General features: G+C 54.7%; 17 protein-coding genes. 4 read left to right on the forward strand and 13 right to left on the reverse strand.

Annotation, left to right across the window (positions count from 1 at the left end):
* Nucleotide 1 precedes the first annotated feature (1 nt).
* The 10 genes from CS910_RS06490 to CS910_RS06535 all read right to left on the reverse strand — a co-directional run bounded on the left by CS910_RS06490 (nt 2) and on the right by CS910_RS06535 (nt 7,498).
* Nucleotides 2-901: a respiratory chain complex I subunit 1 family protein gene (locus CS910_RS06490; protein ID WP_099210437.1), complete on the reverse strand. Its 900-nt coding sequence runs from the start codon at nt 899-901 to the stop codon at nt 2-4.
* Nucleotides 902-2,749 carry a proton-conducting transporter transmembrane domain-containing protein gene (locus CS910_RS06495; protein ID WP_099210439.1) on the reverse strand — a complete coding sequence of 616 codons (1,848 nt, stop codon included), beginning with the start codon at nt 2,747-2,749 and terminating at the stop codon, nt 902-904.
* On the reverse strand, nt 2,746-4,242 hold the full coding sequence (locus CS910_RS06500; protein ID WP_099210441.1) for a proton-conducting transporter transmembrane domain-containing protein: 1,497 nt from the start codon (nt 4,240-4,242) through the stop codon (nt 2,746-2,748). Before CS910_RS06500 ends, CS910_RS06495 begins: the two co-directional genes overlap by 4 nt.
* Complete coding sequence (locus CS910_RS06505) at nt 4,239-4,595, reverse strand: NADH-quinone oxidoreductase subunit K (RefSeq protein ID WP_099210443.1); 357 nt, start codon at nt 4,593-4,595, stop codon at nt 4,239-4,241. The genes CS910_RS06500 and CS910_RS06505 overlap by 4 nt, the downstream gene beginning before the upstream one ends.
* The gene (locus CS910_RS06510) at nt 4,592-5,308 is read right to left on the reverse strand and encodes a Na(+)/H(+) antiporter subunit B (RefSeq protein WP_099210445.1); all 717 of its coding nucleotides are present in this window, start codon (nt 5,306-5,308) and stop codon (nt 4,592-4,594) included. Before CS910_RS06510 ends, CS910_RS06505 begins: the two co-directional genes overlap by 4 nt.
* Entirely contained in the window at nt 5,302-5,586 is a 285-nt protein-coding gene (locus CS910_RS06515; protein ID WP_099210447.1) for a DUF4040 domain-containing protein, read from the reverse strand. Before CS910_RS06515 ends, CS910_RS06510 begins: the two co-directional genes overlap by 7 nt.
* Complete coding sequence (mnhG, locus tag CS910_RS06520; RefSeq protein ID WP_099210449.1) at nt 5,583-5,990, reverse strand: monovalent cation/H(+) antiporter subunit G; 408 nt, start codon at nt 5,988-5,990, stop codon at nt 5,583-5,585. The genes CS910_RS06515 and mnhG overlap by 4 nt, the downstream gene beginning before the upstream one ends.
* Nucleotides 5,987-6,241 carry a monovalent cation/H+ antiporter complex subunit F gene (locus CS910_RS06525; RefSeq protein WP_099210451.1) on the reverse strand — a complete coding sequence of 85 codons (255 nt, stop codon included), beginning with the start codon at nt 6,239-6,241 and terminating at the stop codon, nt 5,987-5,989. Before CS910_RS06525 ends, mnhG begins: the two co-directional genes overlap by 4 nt.
* Nucleotides 6,238-6,771 (reverse strand): Na+/H+ antiporter subunit E, encoded by a 534-nt coding sequence (locus CS910_RS06530; RefSeq protein WP_099210453.1) that lies wholly within the window; start codon nt 6,769-6,771, stop codon nt 6,238-6,240. The genes CS910_RS06525 and CS910_RS06530 overlap by 4 nt, the downstream gene beginning before the upstream one ends.
* 226 nt (nt 6,772-6,997) lie before the next feature.
* Nucleotides 6,998-7,498 carry a regulator gene (locus CS910_RS06535; RefSeq protein ID WP_099210455.1) on the reverse strand — a complete coding sequence of 167 codons (501 nt, stop codon included), beginning with the start codon at nt 7,496-7,498 and terminating at the stop codon, nt 6,998-7,000.
* A gap of 157 nt (nt 7,499-7,655) precedes the next feature.
* Here CS910_RS06535 and CS910_RS06540 point away from each other — a divergent pair, with 157 nt between their 5' ends.
* The 3 genes from CS910_RS06540 (at nt 7,656) to CS910_RS06550 (ending at nt 10,327) form a co-directional block, all read left to right on the forward strand.
* Nucleotides 7,656-8,915, forward strand: a complete 1,260-nt coding sequence (locus CS910_RS06540) for a radical SAM protein (protein WP_099210457.1) — start codon at nt 7,656-7,658, stop codon at nt 8,913-8,915.
* Between the two features lie 35 nt (nt 8,916-8,950).
* Nucleotides 8,951-9,622 (forward strand): hypothetical protein, encoded by a 672-nt coding sequence (locus tag CS910_RS06545; RefSeq protein ID WP_145955374.1) that lies wholly within the window; start codon nt 8,951-8,953, stop codon nt 9,620-9,622.
* A 189-nt stretch (nt 9,623-9,811) separates the two neighbouring features.
* A complete protein-coding gene (locus CS910_RS06550) occupies nt 9,812-10,327 on the forward strand; it encodes a hypothetical protein (protein WP_099210461.1) in 516 nt (171 codons plus the stop codon).
* Nucleotides 10,328-10,332: 5 nt separating this feature from the next.
* On the opposite strand, the gene wecB is transcribed toward CS910_RS06550, so the two are convergent.
* On the reverse strand, nt 10,333-11,466 hold the full coding sequence (wecB, locus tag CS910_RS06555; RefSeq protein WP_099210463.1) for a non-hydrolyzing UDP-N-acetylglucosamine 2-epimerase: 1,134 nt from the start codon (nt 11,464-11,466) through the stop codon (nt 10,333-10,335).
* Nucleotides 11,463-12,734 (reverse strand): UDP-N-acetyl-D-mannosamine dehydrogenase, encoded by a 1,272-nt coding sequence (locus tag CS910_RS06560; protein ID WP_099210465.1) that lies wholly within the window; start codon nt 12,732-12,734, stop codon nt 11,463-11,465. Before CS910_RS06560 ends, wecB begins: the two co-directional genes overlap by 4 nt.
* A gap of 293 nt (nt 12,735-13,027) precedes the next feature.
* Between CS910_RS06560 and CS910_RS06565 the strand changes: the two genes are divergently transcribed.
* Complete coding sequence (locus tag CS910_RS06565; RefSeq protein WP_099210467.1) at nt 13,028-14,128, forward strand: DUF354 domain-containing protein; 1,101 nt, start codon at nt 13,028-13,030, stop codon at nt 14,126-14,128.
* Here CS910_RS06565 and CS910_RS06570 read toward each other — a convergent pair.
* Nucleotides 14,075-14,620, reverse strand: coding sequence for a stage II sporulation protein M (locus tag CS910_RS06570; protein WP_223211937.1), 546 nt, complete (start codon nt 14,618-14,620; stop codon nt 14,075-14,077). The two genes, CS910_RS06565 and CS910_RS06570, sit on opposite strands and share 54 nt — an antisense overlap.
* Between the last annotated feature and the right edge of the window lies 1 nt (nt 14,621).

A 14,621-nucleotide genomic window follows, 5' to 3' on the forward strand; every position in this document is an offset into this window, starting at 1 on the left:
CTCACCACCCCATCGTGAGGATTACGGCTATTATTCCCAGTATGGTCGGCCACTTCCAGAAGAACTTCGCGGCTTGGTCGATTGTAAAGCGTGGGTAGATGCTGGCGACGAATATCGCTATGAAGAGCACGACCAGCTGTTTTACCAGGAGCACCAAGAGGTTGCTTGCCCCTCCCAGGAAGAGCACCGCGAAGAACGCGGTCTCGGCGAACAGCTGAACCGCGTGCTGGGTGAAGAGTATAGCCGCGTGCTTGCCGCCGTACTCGAGCATGACACCCATTGAGATTTCTGCAGGCGCGGTCATGATATCGAAGGGCTCCAGTCCGAGCATTGCCTGGAAGACTATGTCGAAGACTATGAACGCCAGGAACAGTGCCGGGACCGTTATGCTCCATCCGTGGACCTGCTGGAGTGCGACGATGTTGCTCAGCTTAAAGGTCCCCCAGTGCTGGACGAGCGCTATTATTGCCAGACCATAGGGGAGCTGCATGGCAACCATTGTGAGCAGACCACGCTGAACACCGACCGCCGAGTAAGGGTTTCCCGAGCTCATGACACCGAGCATTATACCAAGCATTGGCACTTCAAGGAGGTAAGCAACGACGATTAAGTCAGCGTTTGAGCTGAAGAGCTGGAAGTTGGCAATGGGGATAAAGAGCAGGGCCACTATGCTGGCCCCCAGTGCGAACACGGGTCCAAAGTCGTAGATGAAGCCGTGGCTCACGCTCTCTTTCTTGCCGAGCAGTTTGAGTGTGTCTATAATTGGCTGGTATATCGGCGGCCCAACGCGCCGCTGGATTCTCGCTATGGCCTTCCTTTCGATGCCCATGAATATGAAGCCCATGAAGGTCGCGTAGATTAGTATGCCAATCGCCTCGAGGGCTAACTTCCAGTCAAACATTCACAACACCCCCCACAGCGCTAAGATTAGGAGTATTATCGCCAGATACCAGGAGTAGCTCTGGACGTTTCCGTTGTAAAAGCCTTCCCTTAGGAAGTCCGCGAAGTCCTCAAACATCCCCGCGAGGCGCTCGTAGAACCTGTCCCAGCTGTACTTGAGCCAGAACTCAAGGGCTTCCGCAAGGGGCCTGTAGAAGTTTCTCCTTATGCTGAGGTTGTAGTCCTCGGTGACGGGGTTACCGGACTGGTACGTGTTGGTGATGGGTATCCTCCTCGCCTTTGCCCCGTAGATGTAAATCAGCCCCGCGACGGCGATGCCGAATATCAGGAGCACGGTGACGAGGAGGGCGTTGTAAGTTCCCGTCGGGGTCACGAGCTTGTAGTAGGTTCCACCGACTACCGTCTGACCGAAGAGCTTGTTGAGGTACTTGGTGACGAGTCCGGGGGCGATACCGAAGACGAGGTTCGGAATCGCGAGTATGAACATGCCTATGAGGAGCGGAAGCGGGGCCTCCTTGACGTCCTCAAGGTCGCTGGGTCTCTGGCCAAACCACACCGCGTAGAGGAACCTAACAACGTAGGCGAAGGCGAGACCGCTTCCCAGGAATATCGCTCCCGCAACGAGTGGCATGTGAGCGCTTATCGCCGCTTCGTAGATGAGCCACTTGCTCGCAAAGCCCGCGAAGGGCGGGATTCCTGAGAGGCTCATCACGGCTATGAGAGCCATAGCAAAGGTTACCGGCATCTTCTCCGCCAGACCGCCGAAGTCCTTGAACTCAGTCTTGCCGGTTCTAAGTATGAGCGCCGCGACGACGAGCCAGAACAGGCCCTTGAAGACCGCGTGGCTGAGAACGTGGAAAAGTGCTCCGGTTATTCCAAGTCCCGTTCCAACACCGAGGCCGAGGAGTATGTAGCCGACCTGTCCAACGGAGGAGTAGGCGAAGAGCTTTCTTATGTCCTCCTGAAGGACTGCCAGGAAACTCGCAACGACGACCGTTATTGCACCAATCCAAGCTATAATGTAGGAGAACATCATGTGGCCGTGCCACGTGCCGAGGGCGGCGTAGAGCTTGGCTCCCATCAGGATGTAGAGGAGCAGGAATCCGTAGGCTCCGGCCTTGCTTAAAGCCCCGCTGAAGAAGGTCGTGTAACTCTGGTCAACCTCGCTGTAAGCTCCCGGTGCCCAGACGTGGAGTGGGAAGGCACCGGCCTTGACGCCGAAGGCCGTTATGAAGAGCAGGAACACGAGGGCCGTGAGGCTCTTGCTCATGCTTCCGACCATGGCGTCCATGTAGAGGGCCTGCCTGATTGATGCAAAGTCGAGGGCACCTGTTTTCGCATAGATGATGCCTATCGCAATGAGCATCGCGTAGGCGCCGATGACACTGAGAACGAAGTACTTGAGGGACTCGTGCTTGTTCCTCCTGAGGACCATCATGAAGCTGGCGAACGTCATGAGCTCCCAGAACAAGAAGAAGCCCACAAAGTCCCCACTGAGGAAGACGCCCAGCACTCCAGTATAGCTCATGAGCGCGAAGAGCCACTCGTAGGAGTTTCTTGAGGTGCTGGCCATTCCAAAGGCCATAGCGACTCCGACGAGGGAAGCTATTACCGCGAAGTACCAGTTAATCGTGTTCAGCTGGAAGAGGAGCTTAAAACCTCCTACGCTCAGGGAGTACTCCACGTGGGGGTTGCTGCCCGTTATCGTTGAGTAATACTGGATGAGTATCCCCAGCGGAATCGCGGCGCCGATTATCCCGATGGCCTCGCGTATTCCCCTAACGTCTATAATCCACGCTATGAAGCCCGCGAGGAGGGGCGCGAAGAGCATTATCATGAGCTCGTTCATGCTCCCACCCCCGTGAGCGGCATGAGTGGAACGTTCTTAACGTACTGGGCCACGTTGAAGATGTCGCTTCCTGCCTTCTGGGAGATGCTCCAGAGGTAGTTCGGGTAGATTCCTATTGCTATCACGAGTATCACCAGGGCAATTACTATGGCCACGAGCGGGGCGCTCTCCGAAATTCTCTCACCCTCCCCCTCGAACCAGATGGTGTGAATCAGCCTGAAGTAATAGACCGCCTCCACGACGCTGGCGCCGAGGACAAGGAAAGCAGCCCATGTGTAGCCCGCCTGAAGCGTTGCGAGGATTATCCTGAGCTTGCTCCAGAATATGTTGAACAGCGGTATTCCAACGGCGGCAAAGGCACCGACCGTTATTCCGAAGGCGGTAACAGGCATCTTCTTGCCGAGCCCGCGGAAGTTCTCAATCTCTGCTCCTCCGAGCTGTATCGCGACGTAGCCGACGCCGAGGAACAGGAGGACCTTCACTATCGCGTGGTTGACCATCTGGAAGACTCCGGCGTCAACGCCCGCCTGGGTTCCCAGGGCAAAGGCGAGGGCTATAAGCCCAACTTGGCTGATTGACGAATACGCTATCATCCTCTTGACGTTCCTCTGCCTCAGGGCTGAGAACTCCGCCACGACGACGGTGAGGGTCGCCATGACCACGAGGAGCTTAAGGACGTTGTGCCAGGTTCCGACCGAGCTCATGAGGTATAGGAGCCTTGCCATCGCGTAGAGGCCGGCCTTGACGACGAAGGCCGAGAACATGGTCGTTACTGGGTGCGGTGCCGCCTGGTACGCATCGGGTGCCCAGGCGTTGAGCGGGAAGAGCTCGGCTTCGACGGCGAGGCCGAAGACTATGAGCGCCAGTCCGACCTGGGCAACCGTCGGGTTGATGTGGCCGACGAGCTGAGCTATCTGGGCCATGTTGAGCGTCCCTGTGGCGCCGTAGATTAGCGCGACGCCAATGAGGAAGAAGCTTGAACCGATTCCTCCAAGAATCATGTACTTGAGCGAAGCCTCCGCCGCCTCACCCGTCTTGTTGTAAGCCGTCAGCGCGTAGGCCGTTATGGCGGTTATTTCCATGAAGACGAAGAGGTTGAAGATGTCGCCGGTCGCTATCATTCCCGTCGCTCCGAGCATCAGCAGGAGGAACAGCATGGCGTACTTGTCTATTGGCTCAACGTCCACCGCTTTGAAGTTGAATACCGCCATGAGGAAGCTCGCCACAGCCACTATGAGCACGAAAAGTGCCGCGAAGTAGCCTATGTAAAGGTTAATGCCAACGGGCGGCTTCCATGCACCTGCCATGACGATTATCGGCTTTCCCGTGGAGTAAACCTGCTGGAAGACCCACGCCGCGATTCCGGTCTGTATCGCGGTGATTATCAGCACGTAGGTCTTTATCGCCTTCTTTCCAAATCCCTTAATCAGGGGAACGAAGAAGGCACCGAGGAGCGGTAACGCTATGAGGAGTGAAGCGTACTGCCCGTTCATCCTCTCAACCTCCTTATCTCCTCAACGTTAAGGGTCCCGTAACGCTTGTAGAGGACTATAACCGCGCTGAGAGCCATGGCGGTGGTGGCAACACCTATGACTATCGCCGTCAGAACGAGAGCCTGCGGAATCGGGTCCACGGCCTGATTCGGCCCTATCCCCTCGCTCAGAATCGGCGCGCTCCTTCCTGAGATGTACCCTATGCTTATAAGGAGCAGGTTGACGCCTGTTTCCATGATGCTGAGCCCTATGAGCATTTTGAGAATGTTCTTCTTGACGAGCACCGCGTAGAGGCCTATGAGCACGAGAGCAATCGAGGCGAAGTAGAAGGCGCTTATGTGTGGTAGGCTCATTCGCTCACCTCCTCCTTGAGCATGTTGTCGATGATTCCGCTCAGCTCGGTGCCGACTTTGATTCCGATGATTGTGTAAATCACCGGTATGAAGCCGCCGCTGAAGAGTCTGCCGATGTTGTTGTGTCCCCAGCCCCAGGTCTGCCATATCCAGTCAAAGAGGAAGTAACCGCCTATCGCGAGGCCGATGAGACCAACGATGACGTAGCCCATTCCAACGAGTCCCTCTGTCTTCTCAAAGGCCCTGTGTGGAATCTCGTAGACGGTAAAGGCCATGTACATGAGCAGGAACGCTGTTGCTATAGTCGCTCCTCCCGGGAAACCTCCACCCGGGGTCAGGTGTCCGTGGATGAAGATGTACGCACCGAAGAGCATCACGAAAGGTGCGAGAAGCCTGGTTCCGGTTGTGAGGACTATTGAACCTTCCGTCTTTGCGGTCCTCTTTCTCCTCTTGCCCCACAGGAGGGCGGCGACACCTGTTGATGCTATGAACAACACGGTGACCTCACCGAGCGTATCGAAGCCACGGTAATTCACGACTATGGCGGTAACCGCGTTGACCGCCCCAGTTTGCTGCTTGACGTGGTCGAGGTAGTATTGGCCGACGAGCATCTTATCCTGACCGAACGGAACACCGGCCAGTCCCTGGGCGAGCCAATAACCTATGATTAGGAGGGTTATTATTGCGAGGCCCCTCTTTAGAACGCTCACCATCTTATCCACCACCCTGGCCTCTCCTCTTCCTCGGTTTCATACCTCTGAGTTCTCTTAATGGCGAATATGAAGACCGCACCGCTCAGAGCGGCACCTATGGCGGCCTCGGTCATCGCCACATCGGGTGCCTGGAGTATGAAGAACAGTATCGAGGCGAACAAACTTACCGCCGCCATTCCAACGGCCGCCGCCAGGAGGTCACGCCACTCAACGGCGAGTATCGCCGAGAGTATCATAACTGCGATGATTATGTAGTCTATGCACGTTATGCAGTTCATGCGCTCACCCCCTCTGCTTCGGGTGTTTCCTCTTCAGAGGTTTTATTCGCCTCTGTTTTGCCCGCAAGGTGCTCTGCGTACTTGTCCACGACGCTTCCGTGCCAGAGAGGTATTCCGCGCTTGTAGGCGGCCCTTATGAGGGCGTGGGCGCTTATTGGGTTGGTGAGCAACAGGAATCCCGCGACCGCTATCGTCTGCACTATCCACGCCAAAGAATGGCCCTTCCCAACCGCCCAGATTCCGGTTCCGACGATGACACCAAGGGAACCCAACGTCGCGCTCTTAGTTGAGGTCTGCATCCTGTTGTAAACGTCCGGCATTCTTATCAGGCCGAGCGCCGACAGGAAGTAGAAGAACGTTCCTATGAGAACTAAGATTTCACCGATTGCCGCGAGCACGCTCATAGGCCTCCCTCCAGGTAGCGGGCGAACGCTATGACACCACCGAAAGCGAGGACCGCGTAGACCAGAGCAACGCTGATGTAAATCATCCTGCCGTAGTAGAGCGCGAAGAGAACCATCAGCCCCGTGGTTATGGTCGTCATGATATCTACTGCGACGAGCCTGTCAACGGTCGTTGGCCCTCTGAAAACTCTGTACATACTCAGGAGAGTTGCTATCGCAATCAGGGCGAGATAAATGTTAATCCCTATCATTCGAATATCACCCTCAAGAACTTTTCAAAAGGCTTTGTTATAGCTTCAGATGCATGTTCAACGTGTTCTGATTCCTCTTTGGCTCTGAGAACCTCGTCCGGAACCCAAATCCAGTGGATGAAGTACTCGTCCCCGTCAACGTCGAGCGTTATGGTTCCGGGTGTGAGGGTTATGGAGTTCGCGAGGGCAAGTTTGCCCGTGTCGCTGTTGAGAACGGTTTTGCACTTGACGATTCCCGGTCTTATCGGCCTCGCTGGATGGAGGACCCTGTAGGCCACGTCCAGGTTGGCCATTATCATTGCCCACAGGAAGTAGGGTATGTAAGCTATCGCGTAGGCGACCCTTTTGGGATGAAGGTTTCTAAGGCCTGCTTTTGTAAAGACATCGTACGTGAGTGCGGCAACTACAAGCGACATTATAGCCCCCATGGCGAGCTCCTGCGGGTCAAGACTGGCGGTAAAGAACAACCATACAACGAACAGCACAATAAACGTGTAAGCGAACTTGCTGGCAGGACTTGCTTCTTCCATACTCAACCCTCCGGAGGTTGGTGCACTCTTGGGAGTGACTATCGAAGGTTGCCAACCATAACTTATAAACCTTACCTGAGAATAAGAAAGGTTTAGAACTTTTGGTTAAAATAGGGGTCTCTAATTTGTCCCATAGTCCAAAAAAGCGTCCACGAGCGTTCGTTCTTTGAGAGGGAGTAACAAAAATCTTTGTAGAATATGTGGGTATAAGGGGTAAAAAATTCGGTCAGTAGATGGATATCCTCTTGACGCCTTCGAGCTTTGAGAGCTCGTTGATGAGGTCGCCGGGTATGGGCTTCTCGGTTATGATGGTCAGCGTTGCCTCGGGGTAGAGCTCCGGGTCCTCCGCAACGACCTGAACTATGTTGATGTCGCGCTCCGCTATCTTCTGCGCAATCTTGGCGAGGATTCCTATTGCCCTTGGTTCCGGCTCAATCTCGATGACTCCGTATCCAACGTGCCTGCCAACGTACTTCATGTGGACCGTCGGCTCCAGGTTGGTGTACACTTCTTTGAGCTCCGGAACCTTGAGTATCATCGCCACCGTTTCCTTGACGACACGCCTGTCAACGTCGAGAGCCTTGGCTATCTTGGTGTAAGGCACCTCGATGTCCCCCGCCTTTATCTTCATGTCGTCCGAGACCTTGAGGCCGTACTTGAGAAGCGTTTTTGCGATTTGCTTTCTGACGGGATACTCGTCAAAGTAATGCTCAATCTTCCCCCACATAGGCTACCCCCCAGTTCAGTTCACCAGTAGACTCTTTAATCCAATAGTATTAAAATGTTTCCATGCCCGCATGCCTTCACTGGGGGAATTTAAAAGTCTTCCGGACGGATGTTTTGTCCATCAACGGGTTTTTAAACGCACCGTTAAACTCACGACCATGATAGAGCTACGCCTTCCCCACGTGACGTTTGAGGATTTGGGGGACACAATCCGACTAATCTGGCGCGAGACCCTTTATGCGGACTTTCCAAAGCGAGAGCTTGAGCGGGCTATCAGGAGGAAGTACCGCGTCTCGCCTCAAATCACGGCCCGAAACGGCGCGCTGATAATAGACACCGACTACGAGAAGGTTGAAGGCTTCATAGCCCTTTACATCCAGAACAACCTCGGGGCGCTCCTCAGGAACCGCTACACGAAGAGGAAGGTTATCTACATCCACGAGGGGCTTGACGTTCCGCTCCTCGGCTACAACGCCTTCGGTTTGATAGATAGGGGAACGAACCTCATCCAGATAAGGGGCGTTAGCGGGTGTAACCTCAGTTGCATCTTCTGCTCAGTTGACGAGGGGCCATATTCGAGGACGAGAAAGCTCGACTACGTCGTTGATATCGACTATTTGATGAAGTGGTTCGACGAGGTTGCGAGGATAAAGGGGAAGGGTTTGGAGGCACACCTCGACGGTCAGGGTGAACCGCTCATCTATCCCTTCAGAGTGGAACTCGTTCAGGCGTTGCGGGAGCACCCGAACGTTTCGGTAATCTCGATGCAGAGCAACGGGACGCTCTTGACTGACAAGCTCGTTGAGGAGTTGGCGGAGGCCGGCCTCGACAGGGTGAACCTCTCAATACACTCCCTCGACCCGGACAAGGCGAAGATGCTCATGGGAATGAAGAGCTACGACCTTGAGCACGTTCTGGAGATGGCGGAGGCCCTTGTGAACGCGGGAATAGACGTCCTCATTGCCCCGGTCATAATCTTCGGAATCAACGACGACGAGGCGGAAGCATTCATAGAGTTCGCGAGGAAAATCGGTGCAGGAAAGCGCTGGCCGGCCCTCGGCTTCCAGAACTACATTCCCTACAAGTTCGGCAGGAACCCGGTCATAGCCAAGACCGTTCCCTTCAAGGAGTTCTACGCCTGGCTGAGGAGGCTTGAGGAGAAAACCGGGATGAGGCCCCTCGTCCTGAAGCCGGGCCACTTCGGTATGGAGAAGCGCGAGTTTATACCGCTTGCCTTCCGGCCCGGGGAGGTCGTAAAGGCCGAAGTTGTTCTTCCCGGCAGGATTGAGGGTGAAATGCTCGCGAAGGCCAGAAACCGGCTCATCGAGGTCGTTGGAACGAAGGCGGAAGTCGGGGACAGAATCAAGGTGAGAATCGTGAGGACGAGGCACGGCATCTACATCGGAACTGGGGTTTGAGAAACTTTTTAAAGTAATTCCTCGAACATCTTTAGGTGGACTTAATGAAACGCGTCGTTTTAGTGTTGGGCATCGCAGTGCTGATTGTTCTTTCCATCGTTGGGATTGCCGTTGCCAGCGAGTCCTATGTCATTTCTGACTACAGCGGGGCTTCTATGAATGGGAGAACTACAATCGTCGACAGCAACTCCAACTGGACCTCCGCTCCAAAGGACCCCAACGTCGTCTACATAGCCGTCTGGGCACCGAAGCCTTACCAGGTGTACATCGAGGATGCCCTCGTCAAGGTCGTAAGGGAGCGCGGACTCAAGCCGGTGTTGGTTGGTAACGTAACAATGTACGACCTTCGAGGCAGGTTTGTCATGTTCTACAGCCCGATGGTTGGCCACGGGGGTAGCGTTCTCTACAGAATGGTCTCGCTCTCGGGAATCCTCTACTACTCCTACGCCGGCGACGCTAAGTCCGCCGTCGATACCATCAACCACGGCCTTGAGTTCTCAGAAAGCGCAATCTCGAAATCCTCCGAGAAGTTCTGTCAGGCCAGCATGAACAGGCTGATGAAGCTTAAGGTGGCAAACCAGACCTGTGGCGTTGCCTACTGGTGGAACCTGAGGGCAAAGGTCGGAAAGCTCAGCAGGGCAAACCCCTACGAGATGATTGCCAACGAGATAGCCTCACAGCTTGACCAGTTCCTCACGAGCTCTTAATTCTTTTTTGCATGATGGCGTTCAACATTGTAAATTTTTTGAATTGAGCCCAAAAAGCTATGATAAACTTAGTCTAAGTTTGTATTGTAAACATTATCACCCATGATGTACCACTAATATTGCAGAAAATTCAATGTGAATTGTAAATTTTTTAAGGAGAACCGAGAACTCAATATTGGAGGTGGGAATGTGAAGAAAGTTGTTTGGATAATAGCGTTTGTATTAATTCTTGGGTGGGTCTACGGTGGATTGATGTCAACAATCTCCTCCTTTACCTCGACGGTGTCTAAGAACCTAAACTCTCCGGATAGTGTAAAGGTGCAGAGAATAGTATCCAACAGTACCAATGATGTGCTCTATAAGCCGCCCGTCCTAGAGGGGAACAGTACGAATAGGATAGGGCTCCAAAATGGTGTTTACAACTTGAGCGCTCTCAACGGTTCCACCACAAAGGAACTGCTGGACCCAACGAAGTGGTACGTTGGTAACAGCTCTCTCAGCATGGACTACGCTACCAAAGTTTACAACGATACCATGAAAGTTGTTCAAAATGCAACCAAAGAGTCACAATCAATATTGGAAAGATTCCTAGGCATATTCAGAACCTTTGGCTCGGACAAAGGTGGGATATCCCACATGATTGAGGAGACCTTGGAAAAGGCCAAGAACCTTACTAAATCCCTTGGCCGAATGGTAAGTGGATGAATGTCTTAGATGAACCTTGAGCTCCGCACCCTCAGCTCTCCCCTTTCGTAAAGTTCCAAGAGGATTTCCGCTATCCTCTCGCCGGCCTTTCCGTCGCCGAAGGGGTTCGGGGCGTTCGCCATCCTCTCGTAGAACTCCCTGTCTTTCATCAACTGGCCAAGATAGTTAAGGGCGCGGTCCTTTTCGAGGCCGACGAGCACGTTTCCGCCGGCCTCAACAGTCTCCGGCCTCTCGGTGTTGTAGCGAAGCGTGAGACACGGCACGCCGAGGATTATGGCCTCCTCCTGTATTCCTCCCGAGTCCGTCATTATCGCGAAGGCGTTCTTCTCAAGCCTGAGGAAGTCGAGGTAGCCGAGGGGTTTCGTGACGGTCAGGTTCTCAATCGCCTCTACTCGTCCAAGGAGTCCAAACTCCCTCAGCCGGTTCCTCGTGCGCGGGTGCATCGGGTATATGGCTCTCATCGGCAGGCTTTCGAGGATTTGGACGAGCCTCTCAAGGTTCTCCCTGCTGTCGGTGTTCTCCGCGCGGTGGGCCGTTATGAGGACGTATTCCTTTGGTTTAAGGTTAAACTTCTCAAGGACGTCGCTCTTCTTCTCAGCCACCTCGGCGTTCTGTAAAACTGCATCAACAATCGTGTTGCCAACGACGTAGACGTTCTCGGTTATCCCCTCGCGTTCGAGGTTTTTCCTCGCCTCCTCCGTTGGGGGAAAGAGAACCTCGCTCGCGTGGTCTGCGATAATCCTGTTTATCTCCTCCGGCATCGTCCTGTCGAAGCTCCTCAAGCCGGCCTCGACGTGGGCCACCGGGATTTTGAGCTTGACGCTGGCCAAGGCTCCTGCCAGAACCGTGTTGGTATCACCCTGAACGAGCGTCACGTCCGGCTTCTCGTCTATCAAAACCCTCTCTATTTTTATCATCGCCTTTCCGGTCTGCTCTGCCTGGGTTCCGGAGCCGACTTCGAGGTGGTAGTCTATCGGCGGAAGCTCAAGCTCCTCAAGGAAGACACTGCTCATCTCATAGTCGTAGTGCTGGCCCGTATGGATTAGAAGGGGTTCAACACCCCTCTCAAGGAACGCCCTTATGACCGGCGCGAGCTTTATTATCTCCGGCCTCGTTCCAAAGACGAAAGCGGGCTTCAAAACTCACCCCTCCCGATGCCCTTGAAGAGGAAGCCCCTCGGCGGGTTCTCGACCACGTGTCTGCCGTCTATGAGAATTCTCGTCCGCATGAGCTTCCCAAGGCTTTCCCAGTCGAGGGACTTGAACGCCGTGTGGTCGGTCGCTATGACAACCGCGTCCGCGTTCTCAACGGCCTCCTCGACGCTCCCGCTTGTGCCCGGGACGAAGGGGTCGTAGGTTTTAACGGCCTTCACGTCCCCCTCTATCTCTTCGATGAAAGCCAGCGCCGGCGAATTCCTCGTGTCGTCGCTGTCGCCCTTGTATGCCAGTCCGAGAACTGCTATGGTAGCATCCTCCGGCGGAACGTTCAGCTCCTTAAGCGCCGAGAAGAGCAAATCCTTCGTGAAGAGGGGCATGGAGTCGTTTATCTCCCTCGCGAGCTTTATGAGCCCGAAGTCTTCTTTGGCCGGCCAGAGGAGGAGGTGCGGGTCCTTCGGGAGGCAGTGGCCGCCGACCCCTATTCCGGGTGTGTGGATTCTAACGCGCGGGTGCGTGTTGGCGAGCTCTATTGCCTCGAAGACGTCTATCCCGTACTGGTGAGCGAGAAAGGCGAACTCGTTCGCCAAAGCTATGTTCACGTCCCTGAAGGTGTTCTCCATCAGCTTGACAACCTCGCTGACGGTCGAGTTCGTCTTGAACGTCTGCCCCTTGACGAAGGAGCGGTAGAGCCTTTCGGCCATCTCGGCGCTCTCGGGCGTTATCCCGCCGAAGATGCGGGAGTTGTAGACGAGCTCCTTGAAAATCCTGCCAGGCATTACCCTCTCCGGCGCGTGGACCATGTAGAAGTCCTTTCCCGCCTTGAAGCCCGTCAGCTCCTCGATGAGCTCTGCCATCTTAACCGTCGTGAGGGGCGGAACGGTGCTCTCTATGACCACCAGCGAGCCCCTTTTCATGGCCTTTGCAACGGTTTTAACGGCGCTCTCAAGGTAGCTTAGGTCCGGCGTTTTGTCCTCCCTCAGGGGGGTTTGAACGCAGATTATGTACGCATCCTTCCCCCGTATCTCCCCCGGGTCTGAGGTTGCCCTGAGGTTGCCTCTTTCAACGGCCTTTTTGAGCAGCTCGTCTATCTCGGGCTCGACGATATGGGCTTTCCCTGAGTTTATCTTCTCGACTACTTCTTCTCTTATTTCATAACCGGTGACCTTGAAACCGGCGTTCGCGAACATTATCGCCGTTGGGAGGCCTATGTAGCCGAGGCCTATGACCGCTATCTCCCTTATCCCGTCCATCACTTCCACCGGAGCGGGTTGGAACGGCCGGATAAAAGCCTTTTTGAGGTAACGATTTTGAAAGCGTTGGAATCGTTTTGGGGTGTCCCCACTTTGTCCTACTATACTGAACATCCCTGTTCATGAAACCTGCTTTCGGTGACCCTGTGAGAACCCCGGTTACGGAAGGAAAGCGTTAGAAAGCGTTTTTCATTGAAAGGGGCCATCTGAAACGTCCGTAAAAACGCTTCTGCAACCGTTTTTTGGAAAGCCTTATATTGGACAAAGCCGTTCACTCATCGGCGGGTGGTAGAATGAAGGTGTGGATTGACATCACGAACGCGCCTCACGTTCACTTTTTCAAGGGCCTCATCAGGGAACTGGAGAAGACTGGCCACGAGGTTCTAATCACGACGAGGGAGTTCGACGGTCTTACCGGAATCCTCGACATGTTCGGTTTCGACTACTACGTGGTCGGAAAGCACGGGGGTTCCACCCTTGAGGGCAAGCTCATCGCGAGCGCCGAGAGGGTTTACAAGCTCAGCCGGCTGATAATCGAGGAGAAGCCTGATTTGGCGGTTTACAAGCACTCAGTCGAGGCACCGCGCGTTGCCTTCGGCCTCGGGATTCCGAGTATAGGCTTCGTTGATAACGAGACCGCTGTGGCTCAAAACAAGCTCATACTGCCCTTCACGAAGCTCCTCCTCTTCCCGAAGGCGATAGACGCCTACGAGCTCCTCAAGTGCGGTGCCGACCCCAACGGCATGAAGCCCGTAAACGGCTTCTCGGAACTGGCGCATCTCTACGGCTTCAGGCCCGACAGAAAGGTCCTCAGGGAGCTCGGGCTGAAGAGGAACGGCTACATAGTGATGCGCACCGAGCCGGTCAAGGCCAACTACTTCAACGGGCCAGAGAGGAGCGTCCTCGAGGATGTTATTCCCCTCCTGCCGGAGATGCCCATCGTGCTCTTCCCGAGGACGGAGGAACAGAGGAAAAGGTTTGAGCGCTTTGACAACGTGATAATGCCCGAAACGCCGGTCGACAGCCTCAGCCTCCTCTACTACGCGAGGCTCATGATAGGTGCCGGCGGAACCATGAACAGGGAAGCCATAGCCCTCGGAACGCCGACGATATCAACTTACCCCGGAAAACTGCTCGCGGTAACGAGGTGGCTTGTCGAGCTCGGCGTTAAGTTCCACTCAACCGACCCGGCGGAGGTTGCCGAGGTCGCTGAGCGCATGATAGAAGCCAACGGGAGTTACAGGAACTACATAAGAAGCGTTGTCGCAGGCCTTGAAAACCCGATGGACGCAATACTGAGGGAAATAGAAACCTACGAGGAGAGCGGGACCTTCGAGGTCTCAGAGGCCGGCAACCTTGGGGGTTACGTACGCCTCGATGAAGGCCGCAATTAGGAGCATCCCAACCGTCACCGCGTAGAGCCGTAGGGCCCTCTTCATACCTTCTTTGAATCCCCTTGCGGGTTCCTTCGCCTCACGAATACTTCTGTACCAGACTATCCCCGCGGTTCCCGCGAGGACAAAAGCCGGAATCTCGACTATGCCATGGGGGACGAGCCCGAGTATGACTTTGGTTGCCGGCGTCCCCACCTCAACAAGGAAGCCTGCCACGATTCCAACAACCAGACCGTTGAAGAGTATCATCACCCAGGGCCCGAGTCCGAAGAAGAGCCCTGAGACGAGAACGAAGAGCGAAACTCCCGCGTTGTGCGTGAAAATCATCAGGAAGTTATCAAATGGGTTATCCGGCAGCCCCCCTATCTCCTTGGCGAGCTTCATCACGTACTCACCGGCTCGTTCGGGCTGAAGGTAAGCGTAAGCCACGCCGAGAAATGTCCCAGCGAAGAACGTTGCCAGGAGAAGTAAAAAGGTTCGTTTGACCCGCACT

Source organism: Thermococcus henrietii (assembly GCF_900198835.1).
Lineage (GTDB): Archaea > Methanobacteriota_B > Thermococci > Thermococcales > Thermococcaceae > Thermococcus > Thermococcus henrietii.